Below are 19,929 nucleotides of genomic sequence, written 5' to 3' on the forward strand. Positions count from 1 at the left end.
CGCCGCCATCGGCTACGTGTTCTTACGGAAGAACCGCCCGGCGAAACGCTCCACCAGGAGAAACGGATCGTCGCCGCCCAGGCGGGCCAGGCGTCGCATCGCCGCGGGTGACAGGCGGGCCAGGGCGTAGGCGCCCCACGCGCCCGCGGTGACCGGCACCAGGGGGCGGTCGTGCTCGATGGCGCGCACGATCGCCCTCGCGACGGTCTCCGGGCCCGGCGCCCAGCGGCCCGCGAGGCGCTCGGCGAGCTCTCCCCGGCGCGTCCCCTCCGCGGGGTCCACGCCGGCGTACCGGGACGCCCGGTAGATGCCGGTCGCGATGAATCCCGGGCACACCGCGCTGACCCCGACGCCCGTGCCGGACAGCTCCGCGCGCAGGCTCTCGGTCAGCATCAGCACGCCGGCCTTCGTGGCGCCGTACGCCGGCAGGGTCCGGGTCGGTGTGTACGCCGCGGCCGAGGCGACGTTGACGATGTGCCCGCGCCCGCGTTCGAGCAGTTGCGGACCGAAGAACAGGCAGCCGTGCACGACGCCCATGAGGTTGACGTCGACGATCCGCCGCCAGTCCGCCACCGTGTGGTCGAAGAACGAACCGCCGATGCCGATGCCCGCGTTGTTGACCAGGACGGCCGGCGCGCCGTGCTCGGCGCGCACCCACTCCGCGAACCGCTCCATCGCCGGTGCGTCGCTCACGTCGACCCGGTACGGCACGCCCACCTCGCCCGCGCGCTCCTCGTCCACGTCGGCGCAGATCACGGTGAGTCCGCGCGCGCCCAGGGCCAGCGCCGTCGCCCGTCCGATACCGCTCGCCGCCCCGGTCACGACCGCCACCACTGCCATGGGGTCGATCGTATCCAGCGGGCGACATTCCCGATATTACCGGTTGACTTTGTCGAATACGTCGCTCACGATGGGCGCGTGAGTACAGGTCAGCTCCTCGTGACGCGCCCGCACGTCGACCTCCGGCGGCAGGCCAGCGCGCTCTGTGCGCCGACCACCTGATCCCCGCAGCCAACGAACCTCGGCTTCCGGAGCGCCACTCCTGCTCCGCACAACTCACGCTCAAAGGGTCTTGTCTCTCATGTCCTCACCTGCCCTTGATCTCGGGGCGGCCCGGCAGGCTGCCCGAACCCGCGCCCGCGCCCCGCGGGCGACCGGCCTCCAACGGCTCATCAGCCCGATCGTCCTTCTCCTCCTCTGGCAGGCCGCCAGTTCCTCCGGCCTGCTCCCCGAACGTCTCATCGCCGCACCCGTGAAGATCGCCGGTACGGCGGTCGACCTGACCGCCGACGGCACCCTGCCGAACGCGATCGGGGTCTCGCTCCAGCGAGTCGTCGAAGGCTTCGTGATCGGGGCGGTGGCCGCGGTCGTGCTGGCTCTGGCCGCCGGCCTCAGCCGGGTCGGAGAGAACGCCATCGACCCGCCCATGCAGATGCTGCGGGCGCTGCCGTTCTACGGGCTCATCCCGCTGTTCATCCTCTGGTTCGGGATCGGCGAGACGCCCAAGGTCGCGCTCGTCGCGCTCGGCGTCGCCTTTCCGCTCTACCTCAACACCTACGCCGGCATCAGGGGCGTCGACGGCGGGCTCATCGAGGCGGGGCGGACACTGCGGCTCGGCCGCACGGCGCTCATCCGGCACGTCATCCTGCCGGGCGCGCTCCCCCAGACGCTCGTCGGGCTGCGGCAGAGCCTCGGCGTCGCCTGGCTCGCGCTGATCGTCGCCGAGCAGGTCAACGCCGACGCGGGCCTCGGCTACATGATCAACGACGCCCGCGAGTTCATGCGGACCGACGTGATCGTCGTCGGGCTGGTGGTCTACAGCGCTCTCGGGCTGATCACCGACGCCGTCGTACGACTCATCGAGAGGAGGGCACTGGCATGGCGACGCGCCTTCCAACCCGCGTAGCACCCGAGCACACCGCGCGGATCCGCGGGCTCAGCCGGGCCTTCGGCGACCGCCCCGTCCTCGACCGGCTCGACCTGGACATCGAGCGCGGGGAGTTCGTCGCGCTGCTCGGCCGCAGCGGTTCGGGCAAGTCGACGCTGCTGCGCGCGCTGGCCGACCTCGACCGGGACACCACCGGCGAGCTCGCCATCGACGGCACCGTCGCGGTGGCCTTCCAGGAGCCACGGCTCCTGCCGTGGAAACGGGTGATCGACAACGTCGCCCTCGGCCTGCCGCCCGGCGGGCGGGAGCGGGCGCGCGACGCGCTGCGGGAGGTCGGCCTCACCGCGCGCGCCGACGCGTGGCCGCTCACCCTGTCCGGCGGCGAGGCCCAGCGCGCCTCGCTGGCCCGCGCCCTCGTACGCGAGCCCGGGCTGCTGCTGCTCGACGAGCCGTTCAGCGCGTTGGACGCCCTGACCCGCATCACCATGCACCGGCTCGTCCTCGACCTGTGGGACCACCATGCGCGCGACACCAGCGTGCTGCTCGTCACCCACGACGTCGACGAGGCGCTGCTCTTGGCCGACCGGGTCCTCGTGCTCGGCGAGGGACGCATCGCGCACGAGTCGCGGATCGAGGCCGAGCGGCCACGCCGGATCACCGACCTGACCGCTCTGCGCGACCGGCTGCTCGGAGAACTCGGCGTCGAGGAGGGGACCCGATGAGGAGGCTCCTCCCTCTGCTCGGCGCGCTCGTCCTCCTCGCGGGCTGCGGCGGTACGGACGGCGCGGATACCGCGGCGATCCGCAAGGACGGCTCGGTCGACCTGAGCAAGGTGACGCTGCGCGTCGGCGACCAGAAGGCCGGTTCCCAGGCGCTGCTCCAGGCCGCCGGCGGGCTCACCGGCGTGAAGTACCGGATCACCTGGTCGCAGTTCACGTCCGGTCCGCCGCTGCTGGAGGCCGTCAACGCGGGCGCCATCGACATCGGCGCCGTCGGCAACACCCCGCCGATCTTCGCCGCCGCGGCCGGATCCAAGATCAAGATCGTCGCGGCGGGATCCCAGAACCCCCAGGCGCAGGCGATCCTGGTCCCCCGGAACTCCCCGATCCGCACCATCGCGGACCTCAGGGGCAAGAAGGTCGCACTGGCCAAGGGCAGCTCCGCGCACGCGCTCCTGCTCGGCGTGCTGAAGAAGGCCGGCATCGGCTTCGGCGACATCCGGCCGGAGTACCTCCAGCCCGCCGACGCCCTCTCGGCGTTCAGCGGCGGCAAGGTCGACGCCTGGTCCATCTGGGACCCCTACGCCGCGCAGGCCCAGGCCCAGACCGGCGCCCGCATCCTGGTGTGGGGCAACGGGTTCGGCACCAACTACAACTTCAACGTCGCGGCCGCCAAGGCGCTGAAGGACAAGGCCAAGGTCGCGGCGATCCGCGACTACCTGAGCCGCCTGGAGCGCGCCACTCTCTGGGCGTCGAACCACCCCGACGAGTGGGCCAGAACGTGGTCGGCGCAGATCGGCCTGCCCCTGGCGGTCACCAAGGTCGCCGCGCACCGGCGGATCACCAAGCCCGTGCCGGTCGACGACACCGTGATCGCCGGCGAGCAGCCGCTCGCCGACGCCTTCTCCGACGCCAAGCTCATCCCCGGCCGGTTGAAGATCGCCGACTTCGTCGACCGGCGCTTCAACGACATCGTTCCCAAAGGATCCTCATGACCGAGCGAAGCGAGGGAATCGGCAAGCACGGCGACCTGGTCTCACCCCCGACGAAGGAGGGCTCATGACCACCTTTCACTGGTTCCTGCCGACGAGTGGGGACGGGCGCAACCTCGTCGGCGGCGGGCACGGCGCCGCCCGGCGCGGGGTGCAGCGGCCGCCGGACATCGAGTACCTCGCGCAGATCGCCCGCTCGGCCGAGCAGCTCGGCTTCGAGGGCGTGCTCACGCCCACCGGCACACAGTGCGAGGACGCCTGGCTGACCACGGCCGCGCTCACCCGGGAGACCGAACGCCTGAAGTTCCTCGTGGCCTTCCGCCCCGGCGCGCTGTCGCCCACGCTCGCCGCGCAGATGGCGGCGACCTACCAGCGCCTGTCGCGCGGGCGGCTGCTGCTCAACATCGTCACCGGCGGTGAGACGGCCGAGCAGGCGCGCTTCGGCGACCGTCTCTCCCACGACGAGCGGTACGCCCGCACGGATGAGTTCCTGTCCATCCTGCGCGGCGCGTGGAGCGGACGGCCGTACGACTTCAGCGGCGACCACTACCAGGTGGAGGGCGCGACGGTCTCCACGCCGCCGGACCCGCGGCCCCGGCTGTACTTCGGCGGGTCCTCGGCGGCGGCCGGACCGGTGGCCGCCAAGCACGTGGACGTCTACCTGACCTGGGGTGAGCCGCCCGCCCAGGTGAAACGCAAGATCGAGTGGGTCCGCGAGCTCGCCGAGCGCGAGGGCCGTGAGATCCGCTTCGGCATCCGGCTGCACGTCGTGACCCGCGACTCGGCCAAGGAGGCGTGGCGGACCGCCGAGCGGCTGCTGGACGACCTCGACCCGGCCGAGATCGCCGCCGCCCAGAGCGGCCTGGCGCGCAGCGAGTCGGTCGGCCAGGCGCGGATGCGCGCGCTGCACGAGGAGTACCGGTCCGGCGGCTCCGTCCACGACCTGGAGATCTACCCGAACCTGTGGGCCGGCGTCGGCCTGGTACGCGGGGGCGCGGGCACCGCGCTCGTCGGCAGCCACGCGCAGGTGGCCGAACGCATCGCGGAGTACGCCTCACTCGGGTTGGAGGAGTTCATCCTGTCCGGGTACCCGCACCTGGAGGAGGCGTACTGGTTCGGCGAGGGCGTGCTGCCGAAGCTACTGAAGGAGGCCGCATGAGAACATCCGAACTCGCCGCGTCAGGCGTTCCGAGTCCCGGCCGGGAAGGCGGGGCCAGGTGAGCGCCCCGGCACCGACCCTGCGCGGCGGGGGCGTCGTCGCGCTGGTCGGCAACCCGCGCCCGGCGTCGCGTACGCACACGGTCGCCGTGCGGGCGGCCCGCGCCCTCGCGCCGGACGCGACGCCCGACGTGATCGACCTGACCGCGCTCGCCCCGGTCCTGCTGGGCCCCACGCCCTCGGCCGCGGTCGAGGACGCGGTCGAGCGCGTCAGCACGGCCGGGCTCCTGGTGGTGGCGAGCCCGACGTACAAGGGCACGTACACCGGCCTGCTCAAGGCGTTCCTCGACCGGGTGCGCTCGCTGGCCGGGGTCACCGCGGTGCCGCTGCTCGTGATGGGCTCGCCGCGGCACGCGCTCGCCGTCGAGGTACACCTGCGCCCGCTCCTGGTCGAACTCGGCGCGACCGTGCCCACCCCGGGCCTCGCGGTCGTCGAGTCGGACCTGGAACGCCTCGGGGAGGTCCTGGCGGAATGGGCGGCCACGCTACGGATACCGGAGTCGGTATGGGCACCAGAGTGAGTCAGACCCCGATCGTGGACGCCGCCCGGTTCCGCCGTGCGCTCGGCCGGCACGCCGCCGGGGTGGTCGTGGTCACGGGTCCGGGACCGGTCGGCATGACCGCCACCTCGCTGACCTCGGTCAGCCTCGATCCGCCGCTGGTGTCGTTCTGCGTGAACCGCGAGTCGACCACCTGGCCGGACCTGCGCGAGGCGCCGTACTTCGCGGTCAACGTGCTCGGGAGCGGCCAGGCGGCGCTGGCGGCGCGGTTCGCCGGGCGCGGCATCGACCGGTTCGCGGCTCCGACGCGCTGGCGCTCCGGCCCGTACGACGTGCCGATTCTGGCCGGGGTGGCGGCCCACCTCGTCTGCGAGCCGTACGACACCATCGCGCTGGGCGACCACTGGCTCGTCGTCGGCCTCGTCGTGGGCTCCGAGCTGGGCGATTCGGGAGAGCCGCTCCTGTACCACCATGGCCGGTACGGCCGCTTCGATCCGCATACGTAGGCAGTGCGAGTCAAAGACACGTCGAGTCGTTGGGCTTAAGCTGAACGCACCTGCCGGAGCCGTCGGGGTGGAGCCCATGGACAGCTGGTTCGCCGAACGATCCGTTGGGCAGATGCTGCCCGGAGACCACGCCTGGTTCTCCTACTCCAGCCAGGAGGAGCAGGACTACGTCATCGGCGCGTTCCTGCGCGACGGACTCCTCACGGCGGACAAGGTCATCTACGTGACCGACGCCGACCCGCACGAGCTTCCCGGCCTACGCGGGAGCGACGGCTTCGACCTCGACTCCTACCTGCGCACCGGTCAGCTCGCCGTCCTCCCGCGCTCGGAGACCTGCCTGACGGCCGGGGTCCTGGACCCCGGCCGGATGGCCGCCTCGTTCGAGGACGCGCTGGCCCGCGCGGAGCGCGACCGTTTCCGCGGCGTTCGCATCACCGCGGACATGACCTGGGCGATCCGGCAGCGCAGCGGCCGCTTACGCGTCCTCGACTGCGAGGCGGGCGTCGACGCGGCCATCGCTCCCAGCACCACCGCGATGGCGATCTGCCAGGTCGACCGGCGTTCGTGCACACGCGACGAGCTCGCCGCACTCAAAGAGACACATGAGGTCCTCGTGGGCGCCGACCCGGAATTCGACGATGGTGTCCTCACCATCACCCGCACGTTCGCGCCGCGTGGCCTGCGATTGACCGGCGAGCTCGACGGCGCGCGGCACACGGTGTTCGCCGAAGCCCTGCACTCCGTGACGGCCCAGGGCGGCGACATCCACCTCAACCTTCGCGACCTGCGCTTCATCGACCTCGGAGCGCTGAACATGATGGCCGGCGCGGCGATACGCATGGCCAGCCGCGGCAGCCTGATCCTCGACGAGCCGCCACCCGACCTCACCGAGGTCGTCCAGCTCGTCGGCGGGCCGATGCACCCCTGGCTGAAGATCGGCACGGGGGCGCGCCCATGACGAGACTGCTCCACCGCGCCATGGTCTACGCCGACGAGCGGGCCTTCCTCGACGCCACGATCCCGTTCCTCCACGAGGGCCTGGTCGCCGGCGAGGTGGTGCTCGCCGTCGCGCCCGCCTCCTCGCTCGACCTGCTGCGCCGGACCCTCGGCACCGGCGACGTGGAGTTTCGCGACGCGGCATGCTGGTACGCCCAGCCGACGCGCACCATCGCGGCGTACAGCTCCTTCATCGACCACAACCCCGGCCGGCACCTCCGCGTCCTCGCCGAACCCGGCTGGGAGGGCGGCACACCGGCCGAGATCTCCGAGTGGACCCGCTACGAGTCGATCGTCAACCAGGCGTTCGCGCAGGTCGACGCGTCCGTGCTGTGCCTGTACGACGCACGCGGCACGGCCGCCGACGTGCTCGACGGCGCGTTGCGCACCCATCCGGAGCTGCTCGGCGACTCCGGCCCGCACGCCAACGCGGCGTACACCGACCCGGCCACGGTGTACGCCGAGATCGACGGGCGACCGCTGCCCCCCGTTCCCCCGGACGCGTACGCGATGCCGGTCGACGACATCGACCTGCGGCGGCTGCGCGCCTTCATCGGTGACCACGCCGAGCGCCACGGCATCTCCTCCGCCCGCCTGCACGATCTGCTCGTCGCGACGACGGAGGTCGCCACCAACGCGATCCGGCACGGCCTGCCCCCGGTCACCTGCCGCACGTGGGCGGACAACGGCGACGTCGTGGTCGACGTGACGGACGGCGGTCACTGGACGCCGGAGGGCCTGCCGGGCTTCCTGCCGCCGGACCCGTTCGTCCGCGCGGGCTTCGGCCTGTGGGGCGTCCGCATGCTGTGCCCCCTGGTCCAGCTCCGTACGGGCCCGGGTGGCACCGACATCCGCCTGCGCGTCCGCACCCGCTGACGGACGCGGGCGCGGCAGCGGCTAGATGTGGGCGCAGAGCATCTCCGCCCGCCCCCCGACCACCTTCTGCAGGCGCTTGGCGGTACGCGCGGTGTCCGGCGTGACGTCCCACCGCTGGTTGTCGGAGACGGCCGCGATCTTGACGCCCGTGCCACAGACGGCCTTCATCACCTGCTTGAAGACCTGCTCCGACGGATAGACCTCGATGTTGACCTGCTCGCCGTTGACCGTGCAGGTCACCTTCTTACCCCCCGCCACCTCGGCCGGCTTGGGGCTCGCGCAGCCCAGACCGGCCTTCTTGATCTTCTGGGCGATCTGCATGGGCGTCGTGTAGCCGGTCGTGCCGGCGCCGGCCGCCGCGGGCCGGGTCGCGGCCGGAGACGTCGGGGCGCCGGTGCTCTCGCCCTTCGAGTCGCCGGAGGACGAGCCACCACAGCCCGTGGCGAGGATCGGCAGTGCGACAAGGAACGCCATCCGGCGCATGATCAATTTGGACACGATTGATTGACGCCTAAGGCAACTTTGTCGTTGTCATGCCCCTACGTCCTATTTGTAGGACTACGGAGCGGCGACTACGCGGTCGCCGGCCGCTGGGCCAGGCGTTCGGCGAGGGCGCGGAACGCCTTGCCGCGGTGGCTGATGGCGTCCTTCGCCTCCGGCGACAGCTCCGCGGTCGTACGGGTCTCGTCGTCCGGGACGAAGATCGGGTCGTAGCCGAAGCCGTTCGCGCCGCGGCGTTCGCCGATGACGTGGCCGCTCAGCTGGCCTTCGACCGTTTCCTCCTCGCCCGACGGCCAGGCGACGGCGGCGACACAGACGAAGCGGGCGCCCCGCAGCTCCGGCGCCACGTCGGCCAGCTGCCCCAGCAGCAGGTCGATGTTGGCCTCGTCGTCGCCGTGCCGGCCCGCCCAGCGGGCGGAGAAGACTCCCGGCATGCCGTTCAGCGCGTCGACGCACAGGCCGGAGTCGTCGGCGACGGCGGGCAGGCCGGTGTGCGCGGCGATCGCGCGCGCCTTCAGCAGGGCGTTGCCCTGGAACGTCAGCTCGGTCTCCGGGACGTCGGGCGCGTCCGGGTACTCGTCGAGGCCGACGACGTCGACGCCGTCGAGGATCCGGCGCAGCTCGACGACCTTGCCCTGGTTGCGGGTGGCGAGGACGACCTTCACGAGCCCAGGACCTCCTGCTGGATGCGGGTGAGCTCGGCGCAGCCGCCGGCCGCCAGGTCGAGCAGCGCGTCGAGCTCCGAACGGTCGAACGGCTGGCCCTCGGCCGTGCCCTGGACCTCGACGAAGCGGCCGTCGCCGGTGCAGACGACGTTCATGTCGGTCTCGGCCGCGACGTCCTCTTCGTAGCACAGGTCGAGCCGGGGCTCGCCGTCGATGATGCCGACGCTCACCGCGGCGACGGAACCGACGAGCGGGCTGGACTTGACCATCTTGCGGTCACGCATCCAGGCGACCGCGTCGGCCAGGGCGACGTACGCCCCGGTGATCGCGGCGGTGCGGGTGCCGCCGTCGGCCTCCAGCACGTCGCAGTCGAGCAGGATGGTGTTCTCACCGAGCGCCTTGAAGTCGACGCACGCCCGCAGGGACCGGCCGACGAGCCGGGAGATCTCGTGCGTACGGCCGCCGATCTTCCCCTTGACCGACTCGCGGTCGTTGCGCGTCGTGGTCGCGCGTGGAAGCATCGCGTACTCCGCGGTGACCCAGCCGAGTCCGGAGTCGCGGCGCCACCGGGGCACCGAGCCCTGCACCGTGGCGGCGCACAGAACGCGGGTGCCGCCGAACTCCACCAGCACCGAGCCCTCCGCATGGGTGAGCCATCCGCGACGGATGGTGACGGGGCGGAGCTGGTCGGCTGAACGATCGTCGGGACGAGCCATGTCGTTCACCCTATCGAGACCGGACCGCCGGGGGCGGCGGCCCGGCGCGATCTACAGGTCGTACACGGCTCCTTGGCTGGCCAGTTCGATGTGACCCCGGTAACCGCTGGACTTCGCCTCCGCCAGCGTGTGGCCGGGGTCGTTCCACGGGACCAGGTGGGTGAGGACGAGCCGCCCGGCGTCCGCCCGCGTGGCGTACACGCCCGCCTGCCGCGCGGTGAGATGCAGATCGTCCGGCAGCCCTTCCCGCTCGACGAAGGACGCCTCGGCCAGCAGCAGGTCGACGCCGCGCGCCAGGTCCACGAGCGCCTCGCACTCTCCGGTGTCGCCGGTGTAGGCGAGGGCCGCGCCCTCGTACTCCACGCGGAACCCGTACGCCTCGACCGGATGGTTCACCGTCGCGGCCGTCACGGTGAACGGCCCGACGTCGAACGTCCCCGGCGCCAGCGTGCGGAAGTCGAACGCCTCCGACATGCCCGGCTCGGGATCCAGGTCGTACGCGCGCGCCATCCGCTCGGCCACTCCGCCCGGCCCGTAGACCGGGATGCGTGGTTTCAGGCCGTCCGGTGCGTACTTGCGCGCCACCCAGTAACCACAGAGATCCAGGCAATGGTCCGCGTGCAGGTGAGTGAACAGAATCGCATCGATGTCATAGAGGCCGATGTGGTTCTGCAGCGCGCCGAGGGCGCCGCTGCCGAGGTCGAGCAGCAGCGCGAAGCCGCCGGCCTGGACCAGATAACACGAGGCCGGGCTGTCCGGCCCCGGAAAGCTCCCCGAACAGCCGATCACCGTAATCCGCACGTTGCCGGCCTCCTCACGTCGCCCGAGAGCAGGACGATCGGTTCCGCTGTCGCCTTCGTGCGTCATCCACCTGGATCGACGCTCCCCTCTTCCAGTGTCCCGCGGGCCGTTCTCACGCCGAGAACGTGATGCCCACCGGTGCGGATTCGACAAGCCCGATCTCCGGGCCGAGGAAGCGGCGGCCGAGTGCGCCGAACGGCGCGGGATCCCCCGTCGCGAGGAACCGGTGGCACGGTTCCGGGGAGCCCTCCGCTCTGGCCAGGCGGCGGTCGTGCAGTACCCGGTAGACGTCTTTGGCGGTCTCCTCGGCGCTGGAGACGAGGGTCACCCGGTCTCCGGCGACGTAGGAGATCACTCCGGTCAGCAAGGGGTAATGCGTGCAACCGAGGATGAGCGTGTCACAGCCCGCCTCGACAATCGGTGCCAAATACTCTCGTGCGACGCCGAGTAGTTCGTCGCCCCTGGTGATGCCCCGCTCCACGAACTCCACAAAACGCGGACAGGCGACACTTGTCAGTGTCACATGAGGCGCAGCGGCGAACGCGTCCTCATAGGCGCGACTGGTCACCGTCGCACGAGTCGCGACCAAGCCCACCTTTCCCGTACTCGTCGCGCTCACCGCCGCCCGTACCGCGGGCTGGATGACCTCGATCACCGGCACCTGATAGCGCTCACGCGCGTCGCGCAGCACCGCGGAGCTGGCGCTGTTGCAGGCGATCACGAGCATTTTCACGCCTTGTTCGACAAGGTGGTCCAGCACCTCGAGGGCGTTCGCGCGCACCTCGGCGATCGGCTTCGGCCCGTACGGGAAACGCGCCGTGTCCGCGACGTACAAAAGCGGCTCGTCCGGTAGCTGGTCGAGGATCGCACGGGCGACGGTCAGCCCGCCGACGCCGCTGTCGAAGATTCCGATCGAAGCGTCAGACATGACCCCACAGGCTAGAGAACGCCGCGGGCGACGCGGCATCAATGCGCTGCATGTCACACGGGTATTTCGCCGGCCTCTCGCGACGCGTGCCCGGTCGGTGACGGTTGCGGCCCGCTCGGGCGGTCTGACGGGCCGCGCCGCCGCGAGCACGTTCGCGCCCCGGCTTCCGTGCCCGCCACCGGACATGCCTCCGACAAGGCCGACCAGGCGGCCGCCGACGCCGGCGAGCACGGCCGACCTCCAGGTGGAACGACTTCCAGGACTCGTCAGGAGGGACGGCGACCGGCGCGGGCGAGCTGGCGGCTCTGGGCGACCAGCCGGCCGGCCGCGTCCCGCACCTCGACCTCCTCGTCGAACCAGCCGTCATTGACCAGGCGGCCGCTGCCGTACAGGGCGAGCGGTCCCGGCGCCGGCACGGCCCGCATGTGCCAGGTCAGTTCGACCGTGGGCGACCAGCCGTACCGTCCGGTGTTCAGCACGACCGGCGGGAGCGCGTCGACGGCGAGCGCCAGCAGGACGCCGTCGGGCTCGTACGGCTCCCGGAGCCGGAAGTGGGAGCGCATCTCCAGCCGGCCGCTCGGCCGGCCGTCGAGCCAGCCCATGGTGGCCGGGTCGTACCGCATGTCGATCTGGGCGGCGAACCCGTCCTTCCCGCCGCCGTCGCCGCCGAAGGTGACGCACTCCTCGATCGCCGGGAGGTGACCGGCGTCCTCGGAGTAGAGGGGTTCGGCGTCGCCGTCGAGGGCTCCGGTGGTGATCAGGGCGTCGACGATCGGGGTGTCGTCCTGGACGAGGGAGACGCGGGCGACCTCGGCCGTACGCCCGGACTTGCGCGTCTCGACGAGCACCTCGGCGGGGCCGGGCTTGGCGACCCGCAAGAAGCTCGCGGCGGTGGAGATCGGGTGCGGGCGGCCGGCGGCGTCCAGGGCGGCCCGGGCGAGGACGGCCATCAGGTAGCCGCCGTTGAGCGCCTGCTCGAACCCGAAGTCGGCGTCGAGCACGGCGGAGTAACGCCCCTCGCCCGTACGCCGTACCGCCGTCGCCTCGCCGAATCCGCCCATGCCAGCCCCCAACCGGAAAATTAGAACGATATTCGGTATGCACCATACCGGGACACCTCAGAAGGGTCACGCGCGGCGACCCTCCTTCGCTCTCGGGATAGTACGAGGCGGTCCGTTCGCGTCCTGGCTTTCCAGGTGGCCGTCGGATTGGGATGGTCGACGTGGAGAATGTCCGGGCGGTGTGCCCGGCCCGGATCAGAACCGCGGGGCGATGCCGTCTGACGAGATGACGCCGGTTGATGGAGTGAGCCATCACCTGGCGGGGCTCGCGCGAGTCCTGGAGGCCGAGGACGACGCGGCCCTCGTCGTCCAGCAGCTCCTGCGGTTGGCCGAGAACGAGATACCCGGCACCGCCCATGCGGGGGCGACGATGCTGGGCCAGGACGGCGCGTCGACGCCCCTCTACACCGGCGATCTGGCGGCACGGCTGGACGCGCTGCAGTACGACGTCGGCGAGGGCCCGTGCCTGGACGCCCTGCTCACCGACATCGTGCGGGCCGACGACCTGGCCTACGAGTCACGCTGGCCGAGGTTCGCCCCGGTGGCGGTCGCGCTGGGCGTACGCTCGGTGCTGACGTACCGCCTGTCCGTACGGATCGGCACGGTGGGCGTCCTGAGCCTGTACTCCCCGAAGCCGCACGCCTTCTCCCCGGCCGCCGAGCGGATCGGCACCTCGATCGCGGCCTGCGCCGCCATCGCGATGGCCACCATCGGCGAACGCACGCAACTGCGGGCCGCGCTCGAGAGCCGCGATGTCATCGGACAGGCGAAGGGCATCTTGATGGAGCGGTACAGGGTCGACGCCCAGGAGGCGTTCGCCCTGCTCAGCGCGTCGTCCCAGCACTCGAACGTCAAACTGCGCGACGTCGCCGAACGCCTGGCCAAGACCGGAGAGTTCACCCCTCCCCCGACCGACCGCGACTGAGCCGACCGCCTAACCGGCCGTTCTTCTGAGCCGGGCGCCGAGAGACGGCGTCCCACAGACGCACGTACCTCCGCCGCCGACGGCGAGCACGTCACGATCGGCGATCCTTACCGGCTCTGGCGGCACCATGACCGCCGCGCGCTTCTCCGCCTACGCGGATCCGTGAACGAGATCGGGCGCTGCGGCGAAGTACCGGTGTGAGACTCCTCGGCCACCGCATGCCGCCACCCCCGACAAGGGCAAGAAGGGCTTCTTTGTTGAAACATTACGCGAGATCACCGCCGCGCCTATATGCGGTCTGTACCATACGGAAAAATTACCGGTAAAAGGAGTAATAGTTGCGTAAGATTTGGTCAGGAATGTCGGCGCTGCTGGTGGCCGGCTCGACTCTGGCAGCGGCCGTGCCGGCCCAGGCGGACACCACTCGGCCGGAAGTCATTCACACTGTGGCGTCTGACGCGATCGGCGGATTGCCCATCAAGAGCCTCGACGGAACGAAGGAGTACATCCCTCAAGCACCGGCACGCTCCAGCCTCCCGAACGCCGCCCGCACGGGCACGCCGGCGCACAGGGCCGAGAACATCTGGCCTACCGGAGCAACCGGCTACGACATCTCCTGGCCCCAGTGTCCGGCGCACAATCCCGTGTTGCCACCCGACTCCGACATCGCGGTCGTGGGAGTGAACGACGGAACTCCGTTCACCGCACTCCCCTGCATCGAACAGCAACTGGCCTGGTCACCGAACGGCGTCCATGCGCAGTACATGATTCTCGACTCGCCCATCGGTTCCACGACTGACACGGCACTCCAATACGCTTACCACGGGCCGGCCGGAAACTGCGCGTCCGACAATTACTACTGCCAGGCCTTCAACTGGGGCTGGAACGCCGCGAACTACTCGGTCCAGATCGCGACAGCCGCAGGCGCGACGAGCAATTCCTACTGGCTCGACGTCGAGCTTCCGACCGCCACCAGCATCAACCAGCCCGGCCCGGACTGTTACGCGGCGAACTTCTGGACCTGCGATCCGAAGGTCAACAGCACCATAGTCGGCGCCGCGATCGCCGCTCTGACGGCACAGCACAAACAGGCGGGCATCTACTCCACGCAGTTGCAGTGGGGCAAGATCACCAACGGCTTCAAGGTCGGGCTGCCCATCTGGATCGCCGGCTGGAGCCATCCGGGCGCGACCTACTGCGATCCGGCCAACGCCTCGTCGTACTGGTTCGGGGGTGGTAAGCCCTGGCTGGTGCAGGGATTGCCCACGGACTACGACCCCGACACGGCCTGCTGACGACCTCACCGCGGCACCGGTGGTCCTTCCCATCCGTGGGAGGGCCCACCGGCGCCTACGCCCAGAGTTGCCCTTCCAGGCGCTTCTCCGCCTCGTCCAGCGTGCCGTCGTACGCGCCGGTGGACAGGTACTTCCAGCCTCCGTCGGCGACCACGAAGGCGATGTCGGCGCGCTCCCCCGCCTTGACCGCCTTGGCCGCCATGCCCAGTGCCGCGTGGAGTGCGCACCCCGTCGAGATGCCCGCGAAGATGCCCTCCGCCGCCAGCAGCTCACGCGTGCGCCGCAGGGCGTCCTCCGACGTCACGGAGTACCGCGTGGTCAGCACCGACTCGTCGTACAGCTCCGGCACGAACCCCTCGTCGATGTTGCGCAGCCCGTACACCAGCTCGCCGTAGCGCGGTTCGGCCGCGACGATCGCGACGCCGGGCACCCGCTCGCGCAGGAACCGGCCCACGCCCATGAGCGTGCCCGTCGTGCCGAGGCCCGCGACGAAGTGGGTGATCGTCGGCAGGTCCTCCAGCAGCTCCGGGCCGGTGGACTCGTAGTGGGAACGCGCGTTCGCCTCGTTGCCGTACTGGTAGAGCATCACCCAGTCGGGGTGCTCGGCGGCGAGCCCCTTCGCGACGCGTACGGCCTCGTTGGAGCCGCCCGCCGCGGGTGAGGGGATGATCTCGGCGCCCCACATCTTCAGCAGCTGGGTGCGCTCGGCGGAGGTGTTCTCGGGCATGACGCACACCATGCGGTAACCGCGCAGGCGGGCGACCATGGCCAGGGAGATGCCGGTGTTGCCGGACGTGGGCTCCAGGATCGTGCAGCCCGGCGTCAGCAGCCCTTCCTTCTCCGCCTTGTTGATCATCCAGTGCGCCGGCCGGTCCTTGACGGAACCGGTCGGGTTCCGGTCCTCCAGCTTGGCCCAGAGGCGCACGTCGGCCGACGGCGACAGACTCGGCAGGCCGACCAGCGGCGTGTGGCCCAGCGAGTCGAGCAGCGAGTCGTAGCGCACGTCAGCCGCCCGCGACGGCGGGCAGCACGGTGACGGTGTCACCGTCGGACACCTTGGTCTCCAGCCCGCCCAGGAAACGCACGTCCTCGTCGTTCAGGTAGACGTTGACGAACCGGCGCAGACCCTTGTCGTCGACCAGCCGGTCGCGCAGGCCCGGGTGGCGTCCTTCCAGGTCGGTGAACAGCTCGTCGAGGGTGGCCCCGCCACCCTCGACGGCCTTCGCGCCGTCGGTGTAGTTGCGAAGAATCGTCGGAATGCGAACCTCGATCGCCATGGCGATGTGCTCCTTCGTCGTACGGTCCCCGGCAACGCACGCCAACACACGGCATCGCCCGGGGATTCCAGGCCTCGGGGGAAATGCCTCAGTGACAGTCGTAGACGATCTCGGCGCGGCTGTGGCCGAACAGGAAGTTCTGCACGGGTGCGACGACACGCCCGCGTCCGCGGCGCTTCATCATCGTCGTCATCACGCTGGTCAGTTTACCGAGTCGGATTCGCCGGCCTCCACGATGGAGACCTCCTCCTCGGTGATCTCGCCGTCGACGATCCGGTACGAGCGGAACTCCGTCTCGTCGGCCTCGCGCGTGGAGACCAGGACGTAGTGGGCGTTCGGCTCGGAGGCGTAGGAGACGTCGGTACGCGAGGGGTACGCCTCCGTGGCGGTGTGGGAGTGGTAGATCACGACCGGTTCCTCGTCGCGGTCGTCCATCTCCTTCCACACCTGGAACTGCTCCATCGAGTCGAAGCGGTAGAAGGTCGGCGAGCGCTCGGCGTTCGCCATCCTGACGAAGCGCGTGGGCCGGTCGGAGCCGATCGGGCCGGCCACGACGCCGCACGCCTCGTCGGGATGGTCGGCGCGCGCGTGCGCGATGATCTGGTCAACGATGGCGCGCTCGATCATCAGCATGGGCACAGCGTAGCGACGACCCCTCAAAGGCCCGTTCACCAGAGGGCGCGTACGAGGCTTTCCTGGAGGTACGTCAGCCAGTCGTACGCGGCGTATCCGGCATTGCGCGGATCGTCCCAGTCGAAGCTCCGCATCTGGTCGAGCGTCTCCTCGGTGATGTCGAGGCGCACGCCGAGCGCCAGGCGCAGATCGTTGAGGGACCGCAGCCACGCCTGCGCCTCGTCGGGGCCGAGCACGATCTCGCCGCCCTCGCCGAGCGTCGCGAGCACCGTACGGGCCGCGGCGCGCTTGCCCTCGCGCAGCCCTGCCTCGGTGTAGCGCCGGAACTCGGCGGAGGCCTTCTGGTCCTCGCCGTAGGCGTCCGGGAACAGCCGGGCCAGCACCGGGTCGTCGGAGACCGCGGTGTTCTCCGACAGCTGGAGATCGGGCATGCCGTCGTCGGGCCGGGGGCCGGGCTCGCCGCCCTCGCCGAGAAGGTCGATGAGCTGGCCCATGAGCAGGCGCACGACGGCCGCCTCCTCCGAGCCGATGCGCAGGCGCACACCTCCGCCGCGGGCGCTGGTGAAGCCGCCGTTCATCAGACGTCCTGCTTGACGGTCGCCCACAGCCCGTAGGAGTGCAGGATCTCGCAGTCGCGCTCCATCTCCTCGCGGGTGCCGCTGGAGACGACCGCGCGCCCCTTGTGGTGCACGTCGAGCATGAGCTTCTCGGCCTTCCGCTTGGAGTAGCCGAAGACGGCCTGGAACACGTAGGTCACGTAGGACATGAGGTTGATGGGATCGTTCCACACGATCGCCACCCACGGACGGTCCGGTCGTACGTCCTCGGCGGCGTCCGGTCGACCGAGTTCGACGGGAGCCGTGGTCACTTTGGTGCCTCCTTAACGGGAGCTCCCCTCAATCATCGTGCACACCTTCACCGTAATCTGCCATTCGTGGATCTTTCGACGACGGCACTGCTGACCGACCGCTACGAACTCACCATGCTGCGCGGTGCGCTCGCCGCCGGCACCGCGGCACGCCGGGCGGTGTTCGAAGTGTTCGCGCGCCATCTCCCGGAGGGCCGCCGGTACGGCGTCGTGGCCGGGATCGGCCGCTTCCTGGACGCCCTGGCGGCCTTCCGGTTCGACGAGCCCGCGCTGGAGTTCCTCACCTCCCATGACATCGTGGACGAGCCGACGGCCGCGTGGCTGGCCTCGTACCGGTTCTCCGGTGACATCTGGGGATACGCGGAGGGCGATCTTTACTTTCCCGGCTCGCCGATCCTCGTCGTCGAGGGGAACTTCGCCGAGGCGGTCATCCTGGAGACGCTCGCGCTGTCGATCCTGAACCACGACGCCGCGATCGCGTCCGCCGCGTCCCGCATGGTGCACGCCGCGGGCGGCCGCCCGATCATCGAGATGGGCTCCCGCCGTACGCACGAGATGGCCGGTGTCGCGTCCGCGCGGGCCGCCTACCTCGCCGGGTTCACCTCGACCTCGAACCTGGAGGCCGGCCGGTCCTACGGCGTGCCGACCGCGGGCACCAGCGCCCACGCGTTCACGCTCCTGCACGACAGCGAACGGCACGCCTTCCGCGCCCAGCTCGAGGCGCTCGGCCGCGACACCACCCTGCTGGTCGACACGTACGACGTGGCCCGTGCCGTCGCCGTGGCCGTGGAGCTGGCCGGGCCGGAGCTGGGCGCCGTACGGCTCGACAGCGGCGACCTGGCCGAGACCGCGCACGAGGTGCGTGCCCAGCTCGACTCCCTGGGCGCGTCGAAGACGCGGATCATCGTGACCGGCGACCTGGACGAGTACTCGATCGCGGGCCTGTCCGCCGCGCCCGTCGACGGGTACGGGGTCGGGACGTCGCTGGTCACGGGCTCGGGCGCGCCGACGGCGGCGCTGGTGTACAAGCTGGTGGCGCGCGAGGAGGCCGACGACGGCCTGCTGCGCCCCGTCGCCAAGCGCTCGGTCGGCAAGCCGAGCCGGGGCGGCCGCAAGTGGGCGGTCCGCCACATCGGCGAGGACGGGAAGGCCATCGCGGAGATGGTCTCCACGGCCGAACCCACGCCGGGCCCGTTCGACCGGCCGCTGCTGACGCCGCTCGTACGGGGCGGAGAGATCATCGGCCGCGAACCCCTGGCCGAAGCCCGTGCCCGCCACGAACGTGCCCTGGCCGAACTCCCCTCCCACGGGTTCCAGCTCTCCCGCGGCTACCCGGCCGTCCCGACGGAGTTCACCGGCTGACCGTCCGGGGCACTGATGTTCCGGGGCTCACGCGGGTAGCTTTCCCCGTGGGGATCACTCTGGGGAGGGGCTGGTCATGAGCCGAGCGTTGATCATCGTTGATGTGCAGAACGACTTCTGTGAAGGGGGGTCGCTGGCCGTCGCCGGTGGGGCGGACGTGGCCGCGGCGATCTCCTCGTTCGTGGCCGCGCACCGCGGCGAGTACGACCACGTCGTCGCCACCCGCGACTTCCACCTCGATCCCGGCGACCACTTCGCCGAGCATCCCGACTACACCGACTCCTGGCCGCCGCACTGCGTGATCGGCACGCCGGGGGCGGACTTTCATCCGAATCTGGACCTGGCGCCGATCGAGGCCGTGTTCAGCAAGGGCGAGCGGGAGGCGGCCTACAGCGGCTTCGAGGGTGTCGCCGACGACGGCACGCCGCTCGCCGAGTGGCTGCGCAAGCACGAGGTCGACAGCGTCGACGTCGTGGGGATCGCCACCGACCACTGCGTACGGGCGACCGCGCTGGACGCCCGGGGCGCGGGGCTGTCCACCCGTGTCCTGCTCAGGATGACCGCCGGGGTGGCCCGGCCCACCACCGAGCGCGCGCTGCAGGAGCTGAGCGACGCGGGGGTGCGGCTCACCGGAGAGCCGGTCCTCGCGCCCTGATCACGTGCCGCCCGGTACGTTGCCGTCCATGTCTAACCCGATTTTGCTGCTGATGGGCGTTTCCGGCAGCGGAAAGACCACGATCGGCGCGATGCTGGCCGGCCGGCTCGGCTGGACCTACGCCGAGGCCGACGACTTCCACCCGCGCGCGAACGTGGAGAAGATGCACGCCGGGATTCCGCTGACCGACGACGACCGCCGGCCCTGGCTGGAGGCCACCGCGAGGTGGATGCGGGACCAGACCGCACCCGCCGTCGTGACCTCCTCCGCCCTCAAGCGCACGTACCGCGACCTGCTGCGGGAGGGCCGGCCGGATCTGCGCCTGGTCTACCTGGAGGGCGACAAGGAACTGATCGGCGAACGCCTGGCGGCACGGCAAGGGCACTTCTTCCCCCGGCAGCTGCTGGACAGCCAGTTCGCCGACCTCGAAGCCCCGGGGCCCGACGAGGACCCGGTCGTCGTGTCCATCGACGGCCCGCCGGACCAGGTCGTGCAGCGGATCATCGACCGGGCGGGGCTGGGCGGGGGCGCCTGACGCCCCCACGAC

At 70.9% G+C, this 19,929-nt stretch carries 26 protein-coding genes; 14 read left to right on the forward strand and 12 right to left on the reverse strand.

What is annotated here, in order from left to right; all coding sequences use genetic code 11:
• Nucleotides 1–12 precede the first annotated feature (12 nt).
• Complete coding sequence (locus tag ACQEV1_RS45170; protein WP_433403344.1) at nt 13–840, reverse strand: SDR family NAD(P)-dependent oxidoreductase; 828 nt, start codon at nt 838–840, stop codon at nt 13–15.
• 78 nt (nt 841–918) lie between these two features.
• Here ACQEV1_RS45170 and ACQEV1_RS45175 point away from each other — a divergent pair, with 78 nt between their 5' ends.
• The 9 genes from ACQEV1_RS45175 (at nt 919) to ACQEV1_RS45215 (ending at nt 7,695) form a co-directional block, all read left to right on the forward strand.
• Complete coding sequence (locus ACQEV1_RS45175) at nt 919–1,002, forward strand: putative leader peptide (RefSeq protein WP_432705611.1); 84 nt, start codon at nt 919–921, stop codon at nt 1,000–1,002.
• A gap of 79 nt (nt 1,003–1,081) precedes the next feature.
• Nucleotides 1,082–1,906, forward strand: coding sequence for an ABC transporter permease (locus ACQEV1_RS45180; protein WP_433403347.1), 825 nt, complete (start codon nt 1,082–1,084; stop codon nt 1,904–1,906).
• Nucleotides 1,879–2,610, forward strand: coding sequence for an ABC transporter ATP-binding protein (locus ACQEV1_RS45185; RefSeq protein ID WP_433403348.1), 732 nt, complete (start codon nt 1,879–1,881; stop codon nt 2,608–2,610). Before ACQEV1_RS45180 ends, ACQEV1_RS45185 begins: the two co-directional genes overlap by 28 nt.
• Nucleotides 2,607–3,602 carry an ABC transporter substrate-binding protein gene (locus ACQEV1_RS45190; RefSeq protein WP_433403351.1) on the forward strand — a complete coding sequence of 332 codons (996 nt, stop codon included), beginning with the start codon at nt 2,607–2,609 and terminating at the stop codon, nt 3,600–3,602. The genes ACQEV1_RS45185 and ACQEV1_RS45190 overlap by 4 nt, the downstream gene beginning before the upstream one ends.
• Before the next feature lie 64 nt (nt 3,603–3,666).
• The gene (locus ACQEV1_RS45195) at nt 3,667–4,758 is read left to right on the forward strand and encodes an LLM class flavin-dependent oxidoreductase (protein WP_433403354.1); all 1,092 of its coding nucleotides are present in this window, start codon (nt 3,667–3,669) and stop codon (nt 4,756–4,758) included.
• Nucleotides 4,759–4,816: 58 nt separating this feature from the next.
• Entirely contained in the window at nt 4,817–5,338 is a 522-nt protein-coding gene (locus ACQEV1_RS45200) for an NAD(P)H-dependent oxidoreductase (RefSeq protein WP_285626593.1), read from the forward strand.
• Entirely contained in the window at nt 5,323–5,823 is a 501-nt protein-coding gene (locus tag ACQEV1_RS45205) for a flavin reductase family protein (protein WP_433403357.1), read from the forward strand. Before ACQEV1_RS45200 ends, ACQEV1_RS45205 begins: the two co-directional genes overlap by 16 nt.
• Before the next feature lie 76 nt (nt 5,824–5,899).
• Entirely contained in the window at nt 5,900–6,781 is an 882-nt protein-coding gene (locus ACQEV1_RS45210; RefSeq protein WP_285626588.1) for an MEDS domain-containing protein, read from the forward strand.
• Entirely contained in the window at nt 6,778–7,695 is a 918-nt protein-coding gene (locus tag ACQEV1_RS45215; protein WP_433403361.1) for an anti-sigma factor RsbA family regulatory protein, read from the forward strand. Before ACQEV1_RS45210 ends, ACQEV1_RS45215 begins: the two co-directional genes overlap by 4 nt.
• 21 nt (nt 7,696–7,716) lie before the next feature.
• On the opposite strand, the gene ACQEV1_RS45220 is transcribed toward ACQEV1_RS45215, so the two are convergent.
• The 6 genes from ACQEV1_RS45220 to ACQEV1_RS45245 form a co-directional block, all read right to left on the reverse strand.
• Nucleotides 7,717–8,169 (reverse strand): hypothetical protein, encoded by a 453-nt coding sequence (locus ACQEV1_RS45220; protein WP_433403364.1) that lies wholly within the window; start codon nt 8,167–8,169, stop codon nt 7,717–7,719.
• A gap of 98 nt (nt 8,170–8,267) precedes the next feature.
• Complete coding sequence (rdgB, locus tag ACQEV1_RS45225) at nt 8,268–8,861, reverse strand: RdgB/HAM1 family non-canonical purine NTP pyrophosphatase (protein ID WP_285579790.1); 594 nt, start codon at nt 8,859–8,861, stop codon at nt 8,268–8,270.
• Entirely contained in the window at nt 8,858–9,577 is a 720-nt protein-coding gene (gene rph, locus ACQEV1_RS45230; protein WP_285626579.1) for a ribonuclease PH, read from the reverse strand. The genes rdgB and rph overlap by 4 nt, the downstream gene beginning before the upstream one ends.
• A gap of 51 nt (nt 9,578–9,628) precedes the next feature.
• Complete coding sequence (locus ACQEV1_RS45235; protein WP_285626576.1) at nt 9,629–10,378, reverse strand: MBL fold metallo-hydrolase; 750 nt, start codon at nt 10,376–10,378, stop codon at nt 9,629–9,631.
• Between the two features lie 112 nt (nt 10,379–10,490).
• Nucleotides 10,491–11,537, reverse strand: coding sequence for a glutamate racemase (gene murI, locus ACQEV1_RS45240; protein ID WP_433403368.1), 1,047 nt, complete (start codon nt 11,535–11,537; stop codon nt 10,491–10,493).
• 35 nt (nt 11,538–11,572) lie between these two features.
• Nucleotides 11,573–12,367: a thioesterase family protein gene (locus ACQEV1_RS45245; RefSeq protein ID WP_433403371.1), complete on the reverse strand. Its 795-nt coding sequence runs from the start codon at nt 12,365–12,367 to the stop codon at nt 11,573–11,575.
• A gap of 244 nt (nt 12,368–12,611) precedes the next feature.
• Between ACQEV1_RS45245 and ACQEV1_RS45250 the strand changes: the two genes are divergently transcribed.
• Nucleotides 12,612–13,292, forward strand: coding sequence for a GAF and ANTAR domain-containing protein (locus ACQEV1_RS45250; RefSeq protein WP_433403374.1), 681 nt, complete (start codon nt 12,612–12,614; stop codon nt 13,290–13,292).
• A 359-nt stretch (nt 13,293–13,651) separates the two neighbouring features.
• Entirely contained in the window at nt 13,652–14,587 is a 936-nt protein-coding gene (locus ACQEV1_RS45255; protein WP_285626566.1) for a hypothetical protein, read from the forward strand.
• A gap of 55 nt (nt 14,588–14,642) precedes the next feature.
• On the opposite strand, the gene ACQEV1_RS45260 is transcribed toward ACQEV1_RS45255, so the two are convergent.
• From ACQEV1_RS45260 to clpS, 5 genes are all read right to left on the reverse strand, one after another.
• Entirely contained in the window at nt 14,643–15,590 is a 948-nt protein-coding gene (locus tag ACQEV1_RS45260; protein ID WP_285580005.1) for a PLP-dependent cysteine synthase family protein, read from the reverse strand.
• A gap of 1 nt (nt 15,591) precedes the next feature.
• A complete protein-coding gene (locus ACQEV1_RS45265) occupies nt 15,592–15,864 on the reverse strand; it encodes a MoaD/ThiS family protein (protein WP_285579779.1) in 273 nt (90 codons plus the stop codon).
• 201 nt (nt 15,865–16,065) lie between these two features.
• Entirely contained in the window at nt 16,066–16,497 is a 432-nt protein-coding gene (locus ACQEV1_RS45270; RefSeq protein WP_285579777.1) for a M67 family metallopeptidase, read from the reverse strand.
• Between the two features lie 35 nt (nt 16,498–16,532).
• Nucleotides 16,533–17,075: a DUF2017 domain-containing protein gene (locus tag ACQEV1_RS45275; protein ID WP_433403378.1), complete on the reverse strand. Its 543-nt coding sequence runs from the start codon at nt 17,073–17,075 to the stop codon at nt 16,533–16,535.
• Nucleotides 17,075–17,365, reverse strand: a complete 291-nt coding sequence (gene clpS, locus ACQEV1_RS45280; protein WP_285579775.1) for an ATP-dependent Clp protease adapter ClpS — start codon at nt 17,363–17,365, stop codon at nt 17,075–17,077. The genes ACQEV1_RS45275 and clpS overlap by 1 nt, the downstream gene beginning before the upstream one ends.
• 66 nt (nt 17,366–17,431) lie before the next feature.
• Here clpS and ACQEV1_RS45285 point away from each other — a divergent pair, with 66 nt between their 5' ends.
• The 3 genes from ACQEV1_RS45285 (at nt 17,432) to ACQEV1_RS45295 (ending at nt 19,917) form a co-directional block, all read left to right on the forward strand.
• Complete coding sequence (locus ACQEV1_RS45285) at nt 17,432–18,727, forward strand: nicotinate phosphoribosyltransferase (protein ID WP_433403380.1); 1,296 nt, start codon at nt 17,432–17,434, stop codon at nt 18,725–18,727.
• A 76-nt stretch (nt 18,728–18,803) separates the two neighbouring features.
• Nucleotides 18,804–19,382: an isochorismatase family protein gene (locus ACQEV1_RS45290; RefSeq protein ID WP_285579772.1), complete on the forward strand. Its 579-nt coding sequence runs from the start codon at nt 18,804–18,806 to the stop codon at nt 19,380–19,382.
• 28 nt (nt 19,383–19,410) lie between these two features.
• A complete protein-coding gene (locus tag ACQEV1_RS45295; protein WP_285626559.1) occupies nt 19,411–19,917 on the forward strand; it encodes a gluconokinase in 507 nt (168 codons plus the stop codon).
• Nucleotides 19,918–19,929 lie beyond the last annotated feature (12 nt).

This window comes from Actinoallomurus sp. CA-142502, from assembly GCF_050936355.1.
GTDB classification, from domain to species: domain Bacteria; phylum Actinomycetota; class Actinomycetes; order Streptosporangiales; family Streptosporangiaceae; genus Actinoallomurus; species Actinoallomurus iriomotensis.

Bases quoted from the DNA above. Each gene is read 5' to 3' on its own strand.
- ACQEV1_RS45295 (WP_285626559.1), top strand. From the start codon at position 19,411: ATGTCTAACCCGATTTTGCTGCTGATGGGCGTTTCCGGCAGCGGAAAG.
- ACQEV1_RS45245 (WP_433403371.1), bottom strand. From the start codon at position 12,367: ATGGGCGGATTCGGCGAGGCGACGGCGGTACGGCGTACGGGCGAGGGG.
- ACQEV1_RS45190 (WP_433403351.1), top strand. From the start codon at position 2,607: ATGAGGAGGCTCCTCCCTCTGCTCGGCGCGCTCGTCCTCCTCGCGGGC.
- rph (WP_285626579.1), bottom strand. From the start codon at position 9,577: ATGGCTCGTCCCGACGATCGTTCAGCCGACCAGCTCCGCCCCGTCACC.
- ACQEV1_RS45170 (WP_433403344.1), bottom strand. From the start codon at position 840: ATGGCAGTGGTGGCGGTCGTGACCGGGGCGGCGAGCGGTATCGGACGG.
- ACQEV1_RS45215 (WP_433403361.1), top strand. From the start codon at position 6,778: ATGACGAGACTGCTCCACCGCGCCATGGTCTACGCCGACGAGCGGGCC.
- ACQEV1_RS45275 (WP_433403378.1), bottom strand. From the start codon at position 17,075: ATGAACGGCGGCTTCACCAGCGCCCGCGGCGGAGGTGTGCGCCTGCGC.
- ACQEV1_RS45270 (WP_285579777.1), bottom strand. From the start codon at position 16,497: ATGCTGATGATCGAGCGCGCCATCGTTGACCAGATCATCGCGCACGCG.
- ACQEV1_RS45290 (WP_285579772.1), top strand. From the start codon at position 18,804: ATGAGCCGAGCGTTGATCATCGTTGATGTGCAGAACGACTTCTGTGAA.
- ACQEV1_RS45195 (WP_433403354.1), top strand. From the start codon at position 3,667: ATGACCACCTTTCACTGGTTCCTGCCGACGAGTGGGGACGGGCGCAAC.
- ACQEV1_RS45255 (WP_285626566.1), top strand. From the start codon at position 13,652: ATGTCGGCGCTGCTGGTGGCCGGCTCGACTCTGGCAGCGGCCGTGCCG.
- ACQEV1_RS45210 (WP_285626588.1), top strand. From the start codon at position 5,900: ATGGACAGCTGGTTCGCCGAACGATCCGTTGGGCAGATGCTGCCCGGA.
- ACQEV1_RS45265 (WP_285579779.1), bottom strand. From the start codon at position 15,864: ATGGCGATCGAGGTTCGCATTCCGACGATTCTTCGCAACTACACCGAC.
- ACQEV1_RS45205 (WP_433403357.1), top strand. From the start codon at position 5,323: ATGGGCACCAGAGTGAGTCAGACCCCGATCGTGGACGCCGCCCGGTTC.
- ACQEV1_RS45220 (WP_433403364.1), bottom strand. From the start codon at position 8,169: ATGGCGTTCCTTGTCGCACTGCCGATCCTCGCCACGGGCTGTGGTGGC.
- ACQEV1_RS45185 (WP_433403348.1), top strand. From the start codon at position 1,879: ATGGCGACGCGCCTTCCAACCCGCGTAGCACCCGAGCACACCGCGCGG.
- ACQEV1_RS45180 (WP_433403347.1), top strand. From the start codon at position 1,082: ATGTCCTCACCTGCCCTTGATCTCGGGGCGGCCCGGCAGGCTGCCCGA.